General features: G+C 68.3%; 14 protein-coding genes and 2 tRNA genes. 10 read left to right on the top strand and 6 right to left on the bottom strand.

Annotated elements, in window-relative coordinates:
• The coding region (locus tag V7E09_RS04895) for a mycothiol transferase (RefSeq protein ID WP_324523088.1) at positions 1 to 497 on the bottom strand (497 nt) is incomplete at its 3' end.
• A 67-nt stretch (positions 498 to 564) separates the two neighbouring features.
• On the opposite strand from V7E09_RS04895, the gene V7E09_RS04890 reads away from it, so the two are divergent.
• From V7E09_RS04890 to V7E09_RS04865, 6 genes are all read left to right on the top strand, one after another.
• Positions 565 to 1,920 (top strand): DNA polymerase IV, encoded by a 1,356-nt coding sequence (locus tag V7E09_RS04890; protein WP_324511311.1) that lies wholly within the window; start codon positions 565 to 567, stop codon positions 1,918 to 1,920.
• Between the two features lie 25 nt (positions 1,921 to 1,945).
• A tRNA-Leu gene (locus V7E09_RS04885) sits at positions 1,946 to 2,027 on the top strand.
• A 382-nt stretch (positions 2,028 to 2,409) separates the two neighbouring features.
• The gene (locus V7E09_RS04880; protein WP_324523087.1) at positions 2,410 to 3,219 is read left to right on the top strand and encodes a transporter substrate-binding domain-containing protein; all 810 of its coding nucleotides are present in this window, start codon (positions 2,410 to 2,412) and stop codon (positions 3,217 to 3,219) included.
• 1 nt (position 3,220) lies between these two features.
• The gene (locus V7E09_RS04875; protein WP_324511675.1) at positions 3,221 to 3,454 is read left to right on the top strand and encodes an ABC transporter permease subunit; all 234 of its coding nucleotides are present in this window, start codon (positions 3,221 to 3,223) and stop codon (positions 3,452 to 3,454) included.
• Positions 3,455 to 3,457: 3 nt separating this feature from the next.
• Positions 3,458 to 3,889 (top strand): amino acid ABC transporter permease, encoded by a 432-nt coding sequence (locus tag V7E09_RS04870; RefSeq protein ID WP_324511674.1) that lies wholly within the window; start codon positions 3,458 to 3,460, stop codon positions 3,887 to 3,889.
• A 72-nt stretch (positions 3,890 to 3,961) separates the two neighbouring features.
• Positions 3,962 to 4,687 carry an amino acid ABC transporter ATP-binding protein gene (locus tag V7E09_RS04865; RefSeq protein WP_349769125.1) on the top strand — a complete coding sequence of 242 codons (726 nt, stop codon included), beginning with the start codon at positions 3,962 to 3,964 and terminating at the stop codon, positions 4,685 to 4,687.
• A gap of 43 nt (positions 4,688 to 4,730) precedes the next feature.
• On the opposite strand, the gene V7E09_RS04860 is transcribed toward V7E09_RS04865, so the two are convergent.
• Positions 4,731 to 5,711, bottom strand: a complete 981-nt coding sequence (locus tag V7E09_RS04860; RefSeq protein WP_324511673.1) for a YeiH family protein — start codon at positions 5,709 to 5,711, stop codon at positions 4,731 to 4,733.
• Between the two features lie 95 nt (positions 5,712 to 5,806).
• On the bottom strand, positions 5,807 to 6,283 hold the full coding sequence (gene bcp, locus V7E09_RS04855) for a thioredoxin-dependent thiol peroxidase (protein ID WP_324511672.1): 477 nt from the start codon (positions 6,281 to 6,283) through the stop codon (positions 5,807 to 5,809).
• Positions 6,284 to 6,348: 65 nt separating this feature from the next.
• Here bcp and V7E09_RS04850 point away from each other — a divergent pair, with 65 nt between their 5' ends.
• The 4 genes from V7E09_RS04850 to V7E09_RS04835 all read left to right on the top strand — a co-directional run bounded on the left by V7E09_RS04850 (position 6,349) and on the right by V7E09_RS04835 (position 10,295).
• Positions 6,349 to 6,642: a DUF3618 domain-containing protein gene (locus V7E09_RS04850; RefSeq protein WP_324511671.1), complete on the top strand. Its 294-nt coding sequence runs from the start codon at positions 6,349 to 6,351 to the stop codon at positions 6,640 to 6,642.
• A 250-nt stretch (positions 6,643 to 6,892) separates the two neighbouring features.
• Positions 6,893 to 8,197, top strand: coding sequence for an ABC transporter substrate-binding protein (locus tag V7E09_RS04845; protein ID WP_324511670.1), 1,305 nt, complete (start codon positions 6,893 to 6,895; stop codon positions 8,195 to 8,197).
• A gap of 86 nt (positions 8,198 to 8,283) precedes the next feature.
• A complete protein-coding gene (locus V7E09_RS04840) occupies positions 8,284 to 9,384 on the top strand; it encodes a carbohydrate ABC transporter permease (protein ID WP_324511669.1) in 1,101 nt (366 codons plus the stop codon).
• A gap of 83 nt (positions 9,385 to 9,467) precedes the next feature.
• Positions 9,468 to 10,295 carry a carbohydrate ABC transporter permease gene (locus V7E09_RS04835; protein WP_324523089.1) on the top strand — a complete coding sequence of 276 codons (828 nt, stop codon included), beginning with the start codon at positions 9,468 to 9,470 and terminating at the stop codon, positions 10,293 to 10,295.
• A 153-nt stretch (positions 10,296 to 10,448) separates the two neighbouring features.
• Here V7E09_RS04835 and V7E09_RS04830 read toward each other — a convergent pair.
• From V7E09_RS04830 to V7E09_RS04820, 3 genes are all read right to left on the bottom strand, one after another.
• Positions 10,449 to 10,524, bottom strand: a tRNA-Lys gene (locus V7E09_RS04830).
• A gap of 51 nt (positions 10,525 to 10,575) precedes the next feature.
• On the bottom strand, positions 10,576 to 11,292 hold the full coding sequence (locus V7E09_RS04825) for a type 1 glutamine amidotransferase (protein WP_324511668.1): 717 nt from the start codon (positions 11,290 to 11,292) through the stop codon (positions 10,576 to 10,578).
• A complete protein-coding gene (locus tag V7E09_RS04820) occupies positions 11,289 to 12,452 on the bottom strand; it encodes a DUF1727 domain-containing protein (protein WP_324511677.1) in 1,164 nt (387 codons plus the stop codon). Before V7E09_RS04820 ends, V7E09_RS04825 begins: the two co-directional genes overlap by 4 nt.
• Between the last annotated feature and the right edge of the window lie 75 nt (positions 12,453 to 12,527).

Raw genomic sequence — 12,527 nt, 5'->3', positions numbered from 1 at the left:
GCGTATTCGGCCTGGCCCAGGTGCGCGACCGCGTCGTCGATCACGCTGATCAGGCGGGCGCCCCGCGTGACGGGCGGATCCCAGGAGGTGTCGACCACGTCGTCCAGCGCGGTGGGGGCCAGCGAGCGGAGGTAGGACCGCGTCGCGTCGGTGACGGCCGCGAGGTAGGCCAGCAGCATGTCCGGGTCCTCGATCCGCAGCGCGGCGACCCGCTCGGGGGTGTCACCGAAACCGATCTCGTCCGGGCCACGGTGGATGCCGAGACGACCCGCCCAGGCGCCGCTGACCCAGATCTGCTCGGCACCCGCCAGCGCGGAGACCTGCGCGTCCTGCTGCCTGGCCGCGTGCCAGACCAGCCACGCGATCGAGTTGCCCTGGGCCCCGCCGGGGCCCCGGACCAGCGCGTTCAAGGCGTCCGGATCCAGGCCCCGCAAGGTGGTCCGGGCGGCGTCCAGCGGACGAGCGGCAGCATCGAGGAGGAGGGTGATCGCATCCATACCGCCGATGGTGGCACGCTCAGGTGACAAATCGGGGTGCGTCCGTGGCGGCTGCCACACTGGGGGGATGCAGGAGGGGAGCGGGCACCGGCGCGACGCCTCGATCCTGCATCTCGACCTGGACGCCTTCTTCGCCGCCGTCGAGCAGCGCGACAAGCCCTCCCTGCGCGGCAAACCCGTCATCGTCGGTGGCCTGGGAGGGCGCGGCGTGGTGTCCACCGCCTCGTATGAGGCGCGTGCCTTCGGCGTCCACTCGGCCATGCCGATGCACGAGGCCCGGCGGCTGTGCCCGCACGGCGCCTACCTGACGGGGCGCTTCGGCGTCTACCGGGAGGCCTCGGCGATCGTCATGGGCCTGCTGGCCGAGCTGTCCCCGCTGGTGGAACCGCTGAGTCTCGACGAAGCGTTCGTCGACCTGGCGGCGGGCCCCATCGACGATCTCAGCCCCGACGCCCTGACCGCGCTGGCGCAGCGACTGCGCGCCACGCTGACCGAACGCACCGGCGGGCTCACCGCCTCGGTGGGGGTGGGGACGAGCAAGTTCATGGCGAAGGTCGCCAGCGAACTCGCCAAGCCCGACGGCGTCCGCGTGGTCGTCCCCGGCACCGAACTCGAGACCATCGCCGACCTGCCCGCCCGCGCGATCCCCGGGGTGGGGCCCGCGACGATGGAGCGACTCACCCGCCTCGGCGTCACCACGATCGCCGACATTCGCGCGCTGAGCCGGGGCGAACTGCTGCGCGAACTCGGCAAGGCCCAAGGTGAGGCCGTCCACGCGCTGGCGTATGCGCGTGACACACGTCCGGTGGTGACAGGCCGTGAGGCCAAGTCGATCAGCATCGAGGACACGTTCGAGGGTGACGTCACCGACCGGGCCGAACTGGACGCCGTGATCGAGCGCGACGCCCGCCTGGTCACGATGAAGCTTGCCGGGCAAGGGCAGTTCGCCCGCACGATCACGCTGAAGGTCAAGCGTCCCGACTTCACGATCCTCTCCCGCAGCCTCACCCTGCACGGGGCGACCGACCGGGCCGACACGGTCGCCAGGATCGCTCGCTCCCTGCTCGACGGCATCCCCATCGAGACCGGCTTCCGGCTGTTGGGGGTCGGGGTCGCCGGGTTCACCGAGGCAGCTCAGGAGGAACTGTTCGAGCCGGACGCCGCTGGCGCCACCGTGACGTCGATCGCCACCAGCGAGACCACGACGGGCGAGGGCAGCCTGCGACCGCGCTGGGTGCCGTCGTTCACCCCTGGTGCCGACGTGGAGCATGACGCGATGGGCCGCGGCTGGGTGTGGGGATCGGGTCTGGGACGGGTCACCGTCCGGTTCGAGACCGCCGAGACCGGACCGGGCCCGGTGCGCACCTTCGCCCTGGACGACCCGGCCCTGCGTCTGGTTGCGGCCACCACGCCCGTCGAGTGACGGTCTCGCTAGACTGACCCGGCTGGCCGGGGTGGTGGAATTGGCAGACACGCGGGATTTAGGTTCCCGTGCCGAAAGGCGTGAGGGTTCAAGTCCCTTCTCCGGCACAAGGCGGCAGCCGATGCGACGACGGGCGCCGGCGTCACGAGGCGCCGCCTCGCGCCGAGCACTCTGGGCGTCGAGTTGCCGATGGTGCGGGCATCGCCGTAGAGTCCCGGTCCACGAACCCCAGCGCCACCAGCACTCCGCGGTCTTTCCGGGCATTCCGGACCGTGGCCTGCATGTGTGCGGCGGCTGGGATGCGTCGCTGTTGTCGATGATCCAACGCGAGCGCCGCGCGGTCACACCGCGCTCCTGATACCCCTCCCACGAGGCCTGATGCTGCCTTGTGGTTCATTCGCCGCCGCCTGACGGCGGGCCCCAGACGCGCTGTTCGCCGCTCGGCGTACCCATGCATGCGCCCGTTCACACTCCTTCGGAAGGTTCCCCATGAAACGCACTCGCACTTCGTCCGCTCTCGCCGGCGCGCTGGCTGCCCTGATCGCCCTCGCGGGCTGCTCGGCCGGGTCGGGCACCACCCCGACCGGTAGCGCCGACGCCCTGACCCAACTCCAGGCGTCGGGCGTCTTGAAGGTGGGCACCGAAGGCACCTATTCGCCGTTCACGTTCCACGATCCGACGACCAACCAGCTCACCGGCTTCGACATCGAGGTGATCACCGCGGTGGCCGAGAAGCTGGGAGTGAAGCCGGAGTTCTCCGAAACCAAGTGGGACGCGATCTTCGCCGGGCTGGACGCCAAGCGCTACGACCTCATTGCCAACGAGGTCTCCATCAACGCCGATCGGGCCGCCAAATATGACCTGACCGACCCCTACTCGGTGTCGCACCCGGTCGTCATCGTGAAGGCCGACAACACCGACATCACCTCGCTGGCCTCCGTTCAGGGCAAGACGACCGCCCAGACCGCCACCTCGAACTGGGCGAACTTCGCCCGCGAGGCGGGGGCGACCGTGCAGCCGGTCGACGGCTTCACCGAGGCCGTGACCGCCGTCAAGGACGGCCGCGTGGACGCGACCTTCAACGACAACCTCGCCGCCCTGGAGTACTTCACCACCACCAAGGATTCCTCGGTGAAGATCGGCTTCGAGGTGAAGGACGAGACTGTCACCCAGGCGTTCGCACTGCGCAAGAACTCGGGGCTGGTCGAGCCGATCAACGCCGCCCTGAAGGATCTCTCGAACGACGGCACCTTGGCCGCGATCGGCACCAAGTGGTTCGGCACCGACATCTCCCGGTGACATGGATCCACACACGTGGGATCTGCTGCTGCACTCGGTCGGCCCCCTGTTCTTGGGGGCCGTCACGGGCACCATCCCCCTGACGCTGCTCTCCTTCGCGCTCGGCCTGGTCATCGCCCTCGTCGTCGCCTTGGGGCGGCTCTCGTCGATCCGGGTGGTCGCATGGATCGCCGGGGCCTACATCTCGGTGATCCGGGGGACGCCGCTGCTGGTGCAACTGTTCATCATCTTCTAAGCGATGCCCTCGCTCGGGATCGTCATCGACCCGTTCCCCTCGGCGGTGATCGCGTTCTCCCTCAACGTGGGTGGGTATGCCGCCGAAGCAATCCGGGGGGCGATCCTCGCGGTGCCGCGCGGGCAGTGGGAAGCGGCCAGCACCATCGGCATGGGGTACACGCTGACCCTGCGCCGAGTGGTGCTGCCGCAGGCCCTGCGGGTGGCGGTCCCGCCGCTGTCCAACACGTTCATCTCGCTGGTCAAGGACACCTCCTTGGCGTCCTCGATCATGGTCACCGAACTGTTGCGGCGCGCCCAGGAGATCGCGGCGCCCTCCTACGCGTTCCTCGCGTTGTACTCGCTGGCCGCGCTCATCTACTGGCTGATCTGTTCCGTCTTATCGATTCTGCAACAGGCGCTCGAGCGGCGCCTCAGCCGATACGTCACCCTCTGAGGAGCGTCCCATGAGTCTGGTCTCAGTCCGCCACCTGCGGAAGTCCTTCGGAGACACGTCGTCTTGGATGACGTGTCCCTCGACGTCGAGGAAGGGTCGGTGACCGTCCTCATCGGCCCCTCCGGCTCCGGCAAGACGACGCTGCTGCGCTGCCTCAACGGCCTGGAAGTGCCGCAGGCCGGGGTGGTCAGCGTCCACGGCGTCACCGTGGACTTCGCGCAGCGTCCGAGCCGCGCCGAGATCGTCGCGCTCCGCTCGCAATCGGGCATGGTGTTCCAGAGCCATCACCTGTTCCCGCACCGCACCGCCCTGGAGAACGTCACCGAGGGTCCGATCTACGTGCAGCGCCGCCCGGCCGCGCAGGCTCGGGAGGAGGGGTTGGCGTTGCTGCGCCAGGTCGGTCTGGAGGCGAAGGCCGACGCCTATCCCAGCCAACTGTCTGGCGGGCAGCAGCAGCGCGTCGGTATCGCGCGGGCACTCGTCCTGCAGCCCACGCTGCTGCTGTTCGACGAACCCACCTCGGCCCTGGATCCCGAGACGGTCGGCGACGTCTTGTTGGTCATGCGCGACCTGGCCAGGCAAGGGTGGACGATGGTGGTGGTCACCCACGAGATCCGGTTCGCCGAGCAGGTGGCCGACCACGTCGCCTTCCTCGACGGCGGTGTGATCGTGGAGGAAGGGCGCCCTCATCGGGTGCTGACCGATCCGCAGGAGCCCAGAACCCGTCAGGTCCTGCGGCGCGTCTTGGATCCGCTGGCGCTCGGTGGGCACGATCCCGGCACGAACGCGCCGGGGTAGGCCGTGGAGGGCGCCGTCGCGGCGAGGGATCGGTGCGGCGCCCTCACCGCGTCGTCAGCAGCACACCGCCCAGGCCCAGCAGGGTGACGATGACGGTGGCGCTGGCGCCCAGGGCGATGGGACGCCCGCCCATGCCGAGCAGCTTGCGCACGTTGACCCCGGTGCCGAGGGCGAACATGGCCGCTGACAGCAGAAGGGTCTGGAGGACCTTGACGGCGGCCAGGACGTTCGCGGGCAGGACGCCCAGGCTCGCCACGACGACGGCGGCGAGGAAGCCCAGCACGAACAGCGGGACGAGGGGCGGACGGGTGCCCGCGCCGGCGCCCGCATCGTGACGGCGTCGCTGCCACAAGGACAGCGCCGCCATGACGGGAGCGAGCAGCACCACGCGGGCCAACTTCACCACGACCGCCACCGACAGGGCGGCCGGGCCGATGATGCCCGCGGCGGCCACCACCTGCGCCACCTCGTGGACCGAGCTGCCGGCCCACAGACCGGCCTGGTGCTCGCTCAATCCGAGCACGCCGCTGAGCACGGGTATCACGGCGATCATCGCGGTGCCGAACAGCACCACCTGGGCCAGCGCCGAAGCGACTTCCTCATCGCGGGCATCGATCACACCGTCGCAGGCGGCCACGGCGGCGGCGCCGCAGATCGAGAAGCCGCTGGCGACCAGCAGCGTCGCCGGCGTCGACAGGCCCAGGGCGCGGCCGATCAGGAGGGTCAGGATGAAGGTGAGGCCGACCACTGCGATCACCACGGCGACCATGCCCCATCCCAGCCCCGCGATGTCCCCGAGGGAGACCTGCAGGCCGAGCAGCACGACGCCGATCCGCAACAGACGTTTGGAGCTGTAGGCGACGCCGGGGGCGGCGGTCTGCGGGAGCGGGGTCAGGTTGCCCACCAGCATCCCGAGGAGGATGGCGACCAGAAGGGCCGAGAGGACCGGGACCCACAGGTTGATGAGCACCGCGGCGGTGGCCGCGACGGCACACACCGCCAGACCGGGAAGCAGCGATTTCACAGCCCGCACCCTAGACCCGGCCGCACCGGCGTCCCGGGACACGGTTGCTGGGCGACCATCTGGATCGCGCGTCATGGCCGACGCGCGGCCAGGTGCTACAGGCCGAGTTGGCGGCGGAGCCGGTCCACGTGACCGGTGGCCTTGACGTTGTACTGAGCCTCGCTGACCGTGCCGCGACCCTGGGCGTCGACATCGACGACGAAGGTGGAGCGGATCACGCCCTCGATCTCCTTGCCGTACAGCATCTTGGTGCCGAAGGCTCCGTAGGCCTTCATGACGGCCTTGTCCTCATCGGAGAGGAGCAGGACGTCGAGGTCCTCCTTGGCGCGGAACGCGGCGAGCTTGGCGGGGGAGTCGGGGGAGATGCCGACCACGGTGTAGCCCGCGTTGCCGAACTCGTCGGCGTGCGCGGTGAAGTCGATGGCCTGCGTGGTGCACCCCGGCGTCATCGCCGCGGGGTAGAAGTAGACGATGACGCGGCCCCCCGCGAACTCCGCCAGAGAGCGGGAGGCTCCGTCGGCGTCGGGGAGGGTGAACGCAGGTGCGGGGTCGCCCGTCTGAAGTCTGGCCATGGCCGTGAGCCTAGCTTCTGGCATAGTGGGGGAAGGCAGTGGGCCCGTGGAATAGAGGAGCAGCGGTGGCAAACGGTACGAGCAACACAGCACGGATCGAAGCCGACATCGCCGCTGCGCGCACGCGGCTCGCCAGCAATATCGAGGGGCTCATCACACAGTCGCACCCGAAGGTCATCGTCGCGCGCGGTGTCCAGGACGCCAAGGACTTCGTCGCCGACGAGGTGGGTGGCGTCAAGGCGCAGTTCGTCCATGCCGACGGCAGCATCAAGGCGCCACAGGTGATCGCCTTGGCCGCCGCGGTCGTGGGTGGCATCGCTCTCTTGGTCGTGCTGCGCTCCCTGGCGCGCGGCAACTGACCCGCGAGGTCCCCGCGGCCTCCGAGTTCCCACACAAAAACACAGAGCGGGCACGGGCGGGTCTGTGCCTGCAGCGTTCACTTCGTGTTCACTAGGCGATATGTGATCGTTCAAGGACCACTTCCCACGAAGTCAAAGATTGATAACGATGGGGTGTAGTTACTTCCGTCATGGAGCGAGCGGGTCTACTTTGAGTGCCACGAACTAGGCCCGCAGGTCCGTGCGAGCCGTCACAGAGAAGTGAGGTTTGATGAACAACAAGACCGTGAAGCGCGCGCTCGTGGCGTCCATCGCCGCCGCCGGAGTGCTCGCGACTGCCGCTTGTTCTTCGACGCCGGCGGCCACCGGCTCCGCGGGCGGAGGTACCTCCACCGCGGATTGGACGAAGAAGGGCCCCATCACCTACGCCCAGGGCAAAGACACCTCCGGCAACCTGAAGTCGGAGATCGACGAGTGGAACGCCGCGAACCCGAACGAGAAGGTCACCCTCGTCGAACTCAGCGACAGTGCCGACCAGCAGCGCGATGCGATGGTGCAGCGCGCGACGGCGAAGTCCGGCGAGTTCTCGGTGATCAGCATGGACGTCGTCTGGACTGCGGAGTTCGCTGCCAACCAGTGGGTGGAGGAACTCCCCGCCGACAAGTTCCCGTTGACCTCGATGCTCTCCAGCGCCGTCGACTCCGTGACGTACTTCAACAAGGTGTACGGCTACCCGTCGACCTCCGATGGAGCGCTGCTGTACTTCCGCAAGGATCTCCTCGACGCCAAGGGTCTCCAGGTTCCCAAGACGTGGGCCGAGATGAAGGCCGTCTGTGACGCCGTGCTGCCCGAGCAGTCCGGCATGTCCTGCTACGCCGGCCAGTTCCAGAAGTACGAGGGCCTGACGGTGAACGTCTCCGAGGCGATCAACTCCGCCGGCGGCGAGGTCCTCACCGCTGCGGGCACGCCTGCCGTCAACACGCCTGCCGCCGTCAGCGGCGTGCAGTGGCTGGTGGACGGGTTCGAGAGCGGGATGATCCCCAAGGAAGCCATCACCTACAAGGAGGAGGAGTCCCGCCAGGCGTTCCAGGACGGCAAGCTGCTGTTCCTGCGCAACTGGCCCTACGTCTACCAGCTCGCTGAGAAGACGGACGGCTCCTCGCAGGTCGCCGGCAAGTTCGCCGTCGCCCCGCTGCCGGGCAAGGACGGCCCGGGCGTCTCGACGCTGGGCGGCCACAACATGGCGATCTCCAAGTTCGCCGACAACAAGGGCACCGCGATGGAGTTCATCAAGTGGATGAACACTCAGGAGCACCAGAAGCGCCGCCTGGAGACCTCCTCGCTGGCCCCGACCGTGGAGTCGCTGTACTCCGACACCTCGCTGCAGGCGGAGTTCCCCTACCTGAAGGATCTCGGCGATTCGATCGCGACCGCCAAGCCCCGCCCGAAGGCCGTGAAGTACGCCGACGTCACCTTGGCCATCCAAGACGCCAGCTACGCCACCCTGCAGGGTCAGAAGACGGCTCAGGTCGCCTTCGACGAACTGCAGACCAAGCTGACGGAACTCGTCAAGTAGTTCGAGGCCATCACTGAACCTGATGGCCCGGCGTGACCGACGCGTCACGCCGGGCCATTGGTTCGGCAGAAGGAAAGGAGCACCCTATGACAGCATCTGTGACGGCAACGAAGCCGTCCGCATCGCCGGATCATCGGCGCAAGAAGAACCTGCTGAGCGACGGGCAGGGCGCCCTGGCCGCCGCCCTCGTCTCGCCGACCATGCTGGTGATCACCCTCGTGGTCGGCTTTCCCATTCTGTTCTCGGTGCGTGAGTCGCTGTTCGCCAGCAACAGCGGCATCGACCCCAGCACGGGCATCCTCCAGTCGGGCGAGCAGTTCGTGGGCTTGTCCAACTTCACCAACATCTTCACCAACCCGACCCTCGTCATCGGCGTGTTCGGGAGCATGGACCGCCTGGTCAACGCCTTCTTGAACACCACGTTCTTCACCGTGGTCTGCGTCGTCGCAGAGACGATCATCGGCGTGGCCATGGCCGTCATCATGAGCAAGGCGTTCCGCGGGCGTGGCCTGGTGCGCGCCGCGATCCTCGTGCCGTGGGCGATCCCCACCATCGTGTCGGCGAAGATGTGGGCCTTGATCTTCGACGCGAACGGCGTGGCGAACAAGCTGCTGGGGCAGGACATCCTGTGGCTGGCCGACAACTCCTACTCCCAGTGGGCGGTCATCATCGCCGACGTGTGGAAGACGGCGCCCTTCATCGGCCTGCTCACGCTGGCCGGTCTGCAGACGATCCCCGACGAGGTCTACGAAGCGGCCCGGGTCGACGGCGCCAGCGCCTGGCAGCAGTTCACCCGGATCACCCTTCCGCTGGTGCAGCCCGCCTTGGTCGTCGCGGTCCTGTTCCGGACCCTCGACACCATGCGGATGTTCGACCTGCCGTTCGGCATGATCGGCGCGGGCAAGTACTCGGTGGAGACCTTGTCGATGTTCGCCTACTTCGAGAACAACGCTTTGCGCTACGGCCCGGCCGCGGCGTACTCGATCGTGTTGTTCCTCTACATCGTCGTGGTGGCGTTCTTGTTCGTGAAGCTGCTGGGCGCCGATGTCGTGGGTGATCCCGAGACCAAGGCACTCGCCGAGGCGCGCAAGCGCCGTCGGATCGCCGCCCGCACGGCCAAGGCCGAGGGGCGTCCCGCACCCCAGCCCGTCCGCAGCACGATCACGAGCGGAGATTCCCCCACATGACCACGCAGACCCACGTCCGTACCTCCGCCGCGGAGGTCCACGCGCTCGCCCACCGCAAGCGCTCCGGCAAGGACATCGCGCTCATGGCCGGTGGCGTGCTGGGCATGGCCGTCATCGTCATCTACTGCCTGGTGCCGTTCTACTGGATGATCGTCAGTTCGCTGCGGCTGCCCACCATGGGACGCAGCACCGACTTCTGGCCGATCCCGGCGTCGCTGGCCAACTACGTCGGGGTCTTCGACCCGAGCAACAACTTCGGTCGGGCCATCGTCAACTCGATCATCGTGTCCACCGTGGTCACAGCGCTCACGTTGGTGTTCGGCATCCTGGCGGCCTACGCGTTGGCCCGGCTCCGGTTCCGCTTCAAGGGCGCCGTGCTGGCGATCATCATCGCCTGTTCGATGTTCCCCGGGATCACCCTGCTGATCCCGCTGTTCAAGCTCTTCACCGCGTCCTACCCGTGGTTCCCGGTGAACTGGATGAACACCTACCAGGCGCTCATCATCCCGTCGCTGAGCTTCGGGCTTCCGTTGTGCGTGTGGAACCTGACGGCCTTCTTCCGGCAGCTGCCGGTGGAGCTGGAACAAGCCGCGATGGTGGACGGCTGCACGCCGGGGCAGGCCTTCGTGCGGGTGATCCTCCCGCTTGCCGCGCCGGGCATCTTCACCACGGCGATCATCACCTTCATCGCAGTGTGGAACGAGTTCCTCATCGCGCTGACGTTCGCGACCCGGTCGGACATGTACACGGCCACCGTCGCGATCAGCAAGTTCACAGGTCAGTACGGTTTCGACACGCCGTGGGGCAGCATCATGGCTGCGGGCGTCATCTTGACCGTGCCGCTGATCATCTTGGTGCTGGTCTTCCAGCGCCGGATCGTGGCGGGCCTGACCGCAGGCGGGGGGAAGTGAGAGCCCCGACGCGGTGATCTCGCGCGAGGGGGCTCGGGGATGCTCCCGGCCACCTCGCGGACGGGGCTGCCTTGGTGCAGGAGAGCCCCTCTATGACGACGCACGGGGGAGAACAGCAAGGGCCCGGAGGCATCTGCCTCCGGGCCCTTGCACTGGTACACCGCCAGGGACTTGAACCCTGAACCCGCTGATTAAGAGTCAGCTGCTCTGCCAGTTGAGCTAGCGGTGCGCGCGAGAAAGAACTGTAGTGCACTCAGAGCCGAAATGCGAATCGGACGGCTTAACGTCGTACGAAGGCGAGCCGCTCGCGACGGAGCCCGGCGATCTCCTGCGCGGCGCGGCTCAGGGGCTCCAGGGGCCGCCCCAGGGCCCGCTCCAGCAGGTAGTCCGCCAGTTCCGGGTTCCGGGCCAGGACCGGCCCGTGCGGGTACGTGGCGACGACGTTGCCCTGCAACGCGCCCTCCGTCCCGCGTCCGTCGTTGCCGATGCCGACCTCCACGTGCGCCAGCGGGGTGGCTTGCGGGCCGAGCGTCGTGTAGCCGCCATGGTTCTCGAAACCCGTGATCTGCGAGGTCGTGCCGTCCGGCTTCGTCCAGCGCGTCAGGATCTCTCCGACGGCGCGCACGGGGCCACGCCGGGTCTCCACGTCCAGCAGGCCGAGGCCTTCCCGGACCTCGTCGTTCTCGCCGATCGTGAACGTGTGCCCGCAGATCTGGTAGCCCGCGCACACGGCGAAGAGGATCGCTCCCTCGCCGAGCGCGTCGAACAGTTCCCCGCCCCGGCGCAACTCCCGGACCGCGGTGGTCTGCGCGTTGTCCTCGCCCCCGCCCAGCAGATAGAGGCTGCCGTCGCGGGGGAGTTCCTCGCCCGGCTCAACCATGACGACCTCAGCCTCGATGCCCCGCCACTGCAGGCGACGCGCCAGGACCTTCGAGTTGCCCTGGTCTCCGTAGATCCCCAGGAGGGACTGGTACACCAACACGATCTTCACGGTCATCGCAGGCCTGCCATCTTGAGCAACTTCTGGAACGGGGTATAGGTGGCGATCACGTCGATGGGGACGGTGGTTCCGCGCACGGAGCGGACGGCATCGGCGATGTCGCCGATCACCTCGTGGGCGACGTCGCCATAGTCGAGACGAACGGCCAGGTCGTAGGCCCGGGGGCCCGAGCAGATCACCCGACGCCCGCGAAGCTGTTCAAAGTCCACGTCCCACAACCAGGAGACGTCCTTGCCGTCGGCGGCGACGGAGTCGATGGCCAAGATCACCGGGTCGCTGCCCAGCAGAGGCAGTGATTCTGACCAGCCGGCCGGGTTCTTGCTCAGCACCAGGCGCAGGAGGGAGTCGCCGATGGGCGCCACGGCGAAGCGCCCTGCGGGCGACCGCACCGTCGTGAAGCCCGCGAGCGCATCAGGGACGGGGACGCCCAGTTCGACGGCGGCGGCCAGGGCACAGGCTGCGTTGGCGACGTTGAAGGCGCCCGGGACGTTGAGCTGGGAGGCGACCCGCTCACCGTTGGGCAACTCAATCTCCGTGCCCCGGACGCGGTAGTCGGCAGGCGGCTCGGTGAGGTCGCACCCCGGGCAGTCCCACGCCCCGGTGGGGGACCCTTCGGACGGGTTGGTGCGCTGCAGCAGCGAGCCGCACTGGGGGCATAACGCAGCGTCGGCGGTCCAGGTGGAGGCCGTGTCCACCCACACTGTCCGGGAGGCGCCCCGGGCGGCCCACACCACCAGCGGATCGTCGGAGTTGGCCACGACGACGGGACCCGCCTCGCCGGCTGCCGCCAGCGCATCACGCCAGGAGCGGGCCAGGAACTTGATCTCGTGGTTGCGGTCGAGCTGATCGCGGCTGAAGTTCAGCAGCACCAGGACTTCGGGGCGACCATGGGCGATCAGGTCCTTCACGACCCGCTCATCGGTCTCCAGGACGGCGAGATCGGCGTGGGGGGCCTTCGCCAATGCGGAGGCGATGCCGTAGTGCAGGTTCGCGCCGTCGGCGTTCGTGACAAGCCGACCGGCGTCCGTCCCGAGGGCCGTCCGCAGCGCGGCGGCCAGGAAGTGGGTGGTGGTGGTCTTCCCGTTGGTGCCGGTCACCGAGGCGATCCGGCGGCCCGCAACGAGGTCGGCGAAGGCGTCGGGGTGGACGCGGGTCAGGATCTGTCCCCGGATCGACGCCCCCGAGCCCTTGCCCAGCGCGCGCGACACGACGGCGGCGGCGTCACCCAGCAG

Source organism: Propioniciclava sp. (genome assembly GCF_036744435.1).
GTDB lineage: Bacteria > Actinomycetota > Actinomycetes > Propionibacteriales > Propionibacteriaceae > Propioniciclava.
Note: the sequence above shows the minus strand (reverse complement) of the source record. Positions and strands in the feature narration are given on the sequence as shown.

Excerpts from the sequence above, each read along its gene's own strand:
- V7E09_RS04840 (WP_324511669.1), top strand. The coding sequence starts at position 8,284 with ATGACAGCATCTGTGACGGCAACGAAGCCGTCCGCATCGCCGGATCAT.
- V7E09_RS04890 (WP_324511311.1), top strand. The coding sequence starts at position 565 with ATGCAGGAGGGGAGCGGGCACCGGCGCGACGCCTCGATCCTGCATCTC.
- V7E09_RS04825 (WP_324511668.1), bottom strand. The coding sequence starts at position 11,292 with ATGACCGTGAAGATCGTGTTGGTGTACCAGTCCCTCCTGGGGATCTAC.
- V7E09_RS04870 (WP_324511674.1), top strand. The coding sequence starts at position 3,458 with ATGCCCTCGCTCGGGATCGTCATCGACCCGTTCCCCTCGGCGGTGATC.
- V7E09_RS04880 (WP_324523087.1), top strand. The coding sequence starts at position 2,410 with ATGAAACGCACTCGCACTTCGTCCGCTCTCGCCGGCGCGCTGGCTGCC.
- V7E09_RS04845 (WP_324511670.1), top strand. The coding sequence starts at position 6,893 with ATGAACAACAAGACCGTGAAGCGCGCGCTCGTGGCGTCCATCGCCGCC.
- bcp (WP_324511672.1), bottom strand. The coding sequence starts at position 6,283 with ATGGCCAGACTTCAGACGGGCGACCCCGCACCTGCGTTCACCCTCCCC.
- V7E09_RS04875 (WP_324511675.1), top strand. The coding sequence starts at position 3,221 with ATGGATCCACACACGTGGGATCTGCTGCTGCACTCGGTCGGCCCCCTG.
- V7E09_RS04835 (WP_324523089.1), top strand. The coding sequence starts at position 9,468 with ATGGCCGGTGGCGTGCTGGGCATGGCCGTCATCGTCATCTACTGCCTG.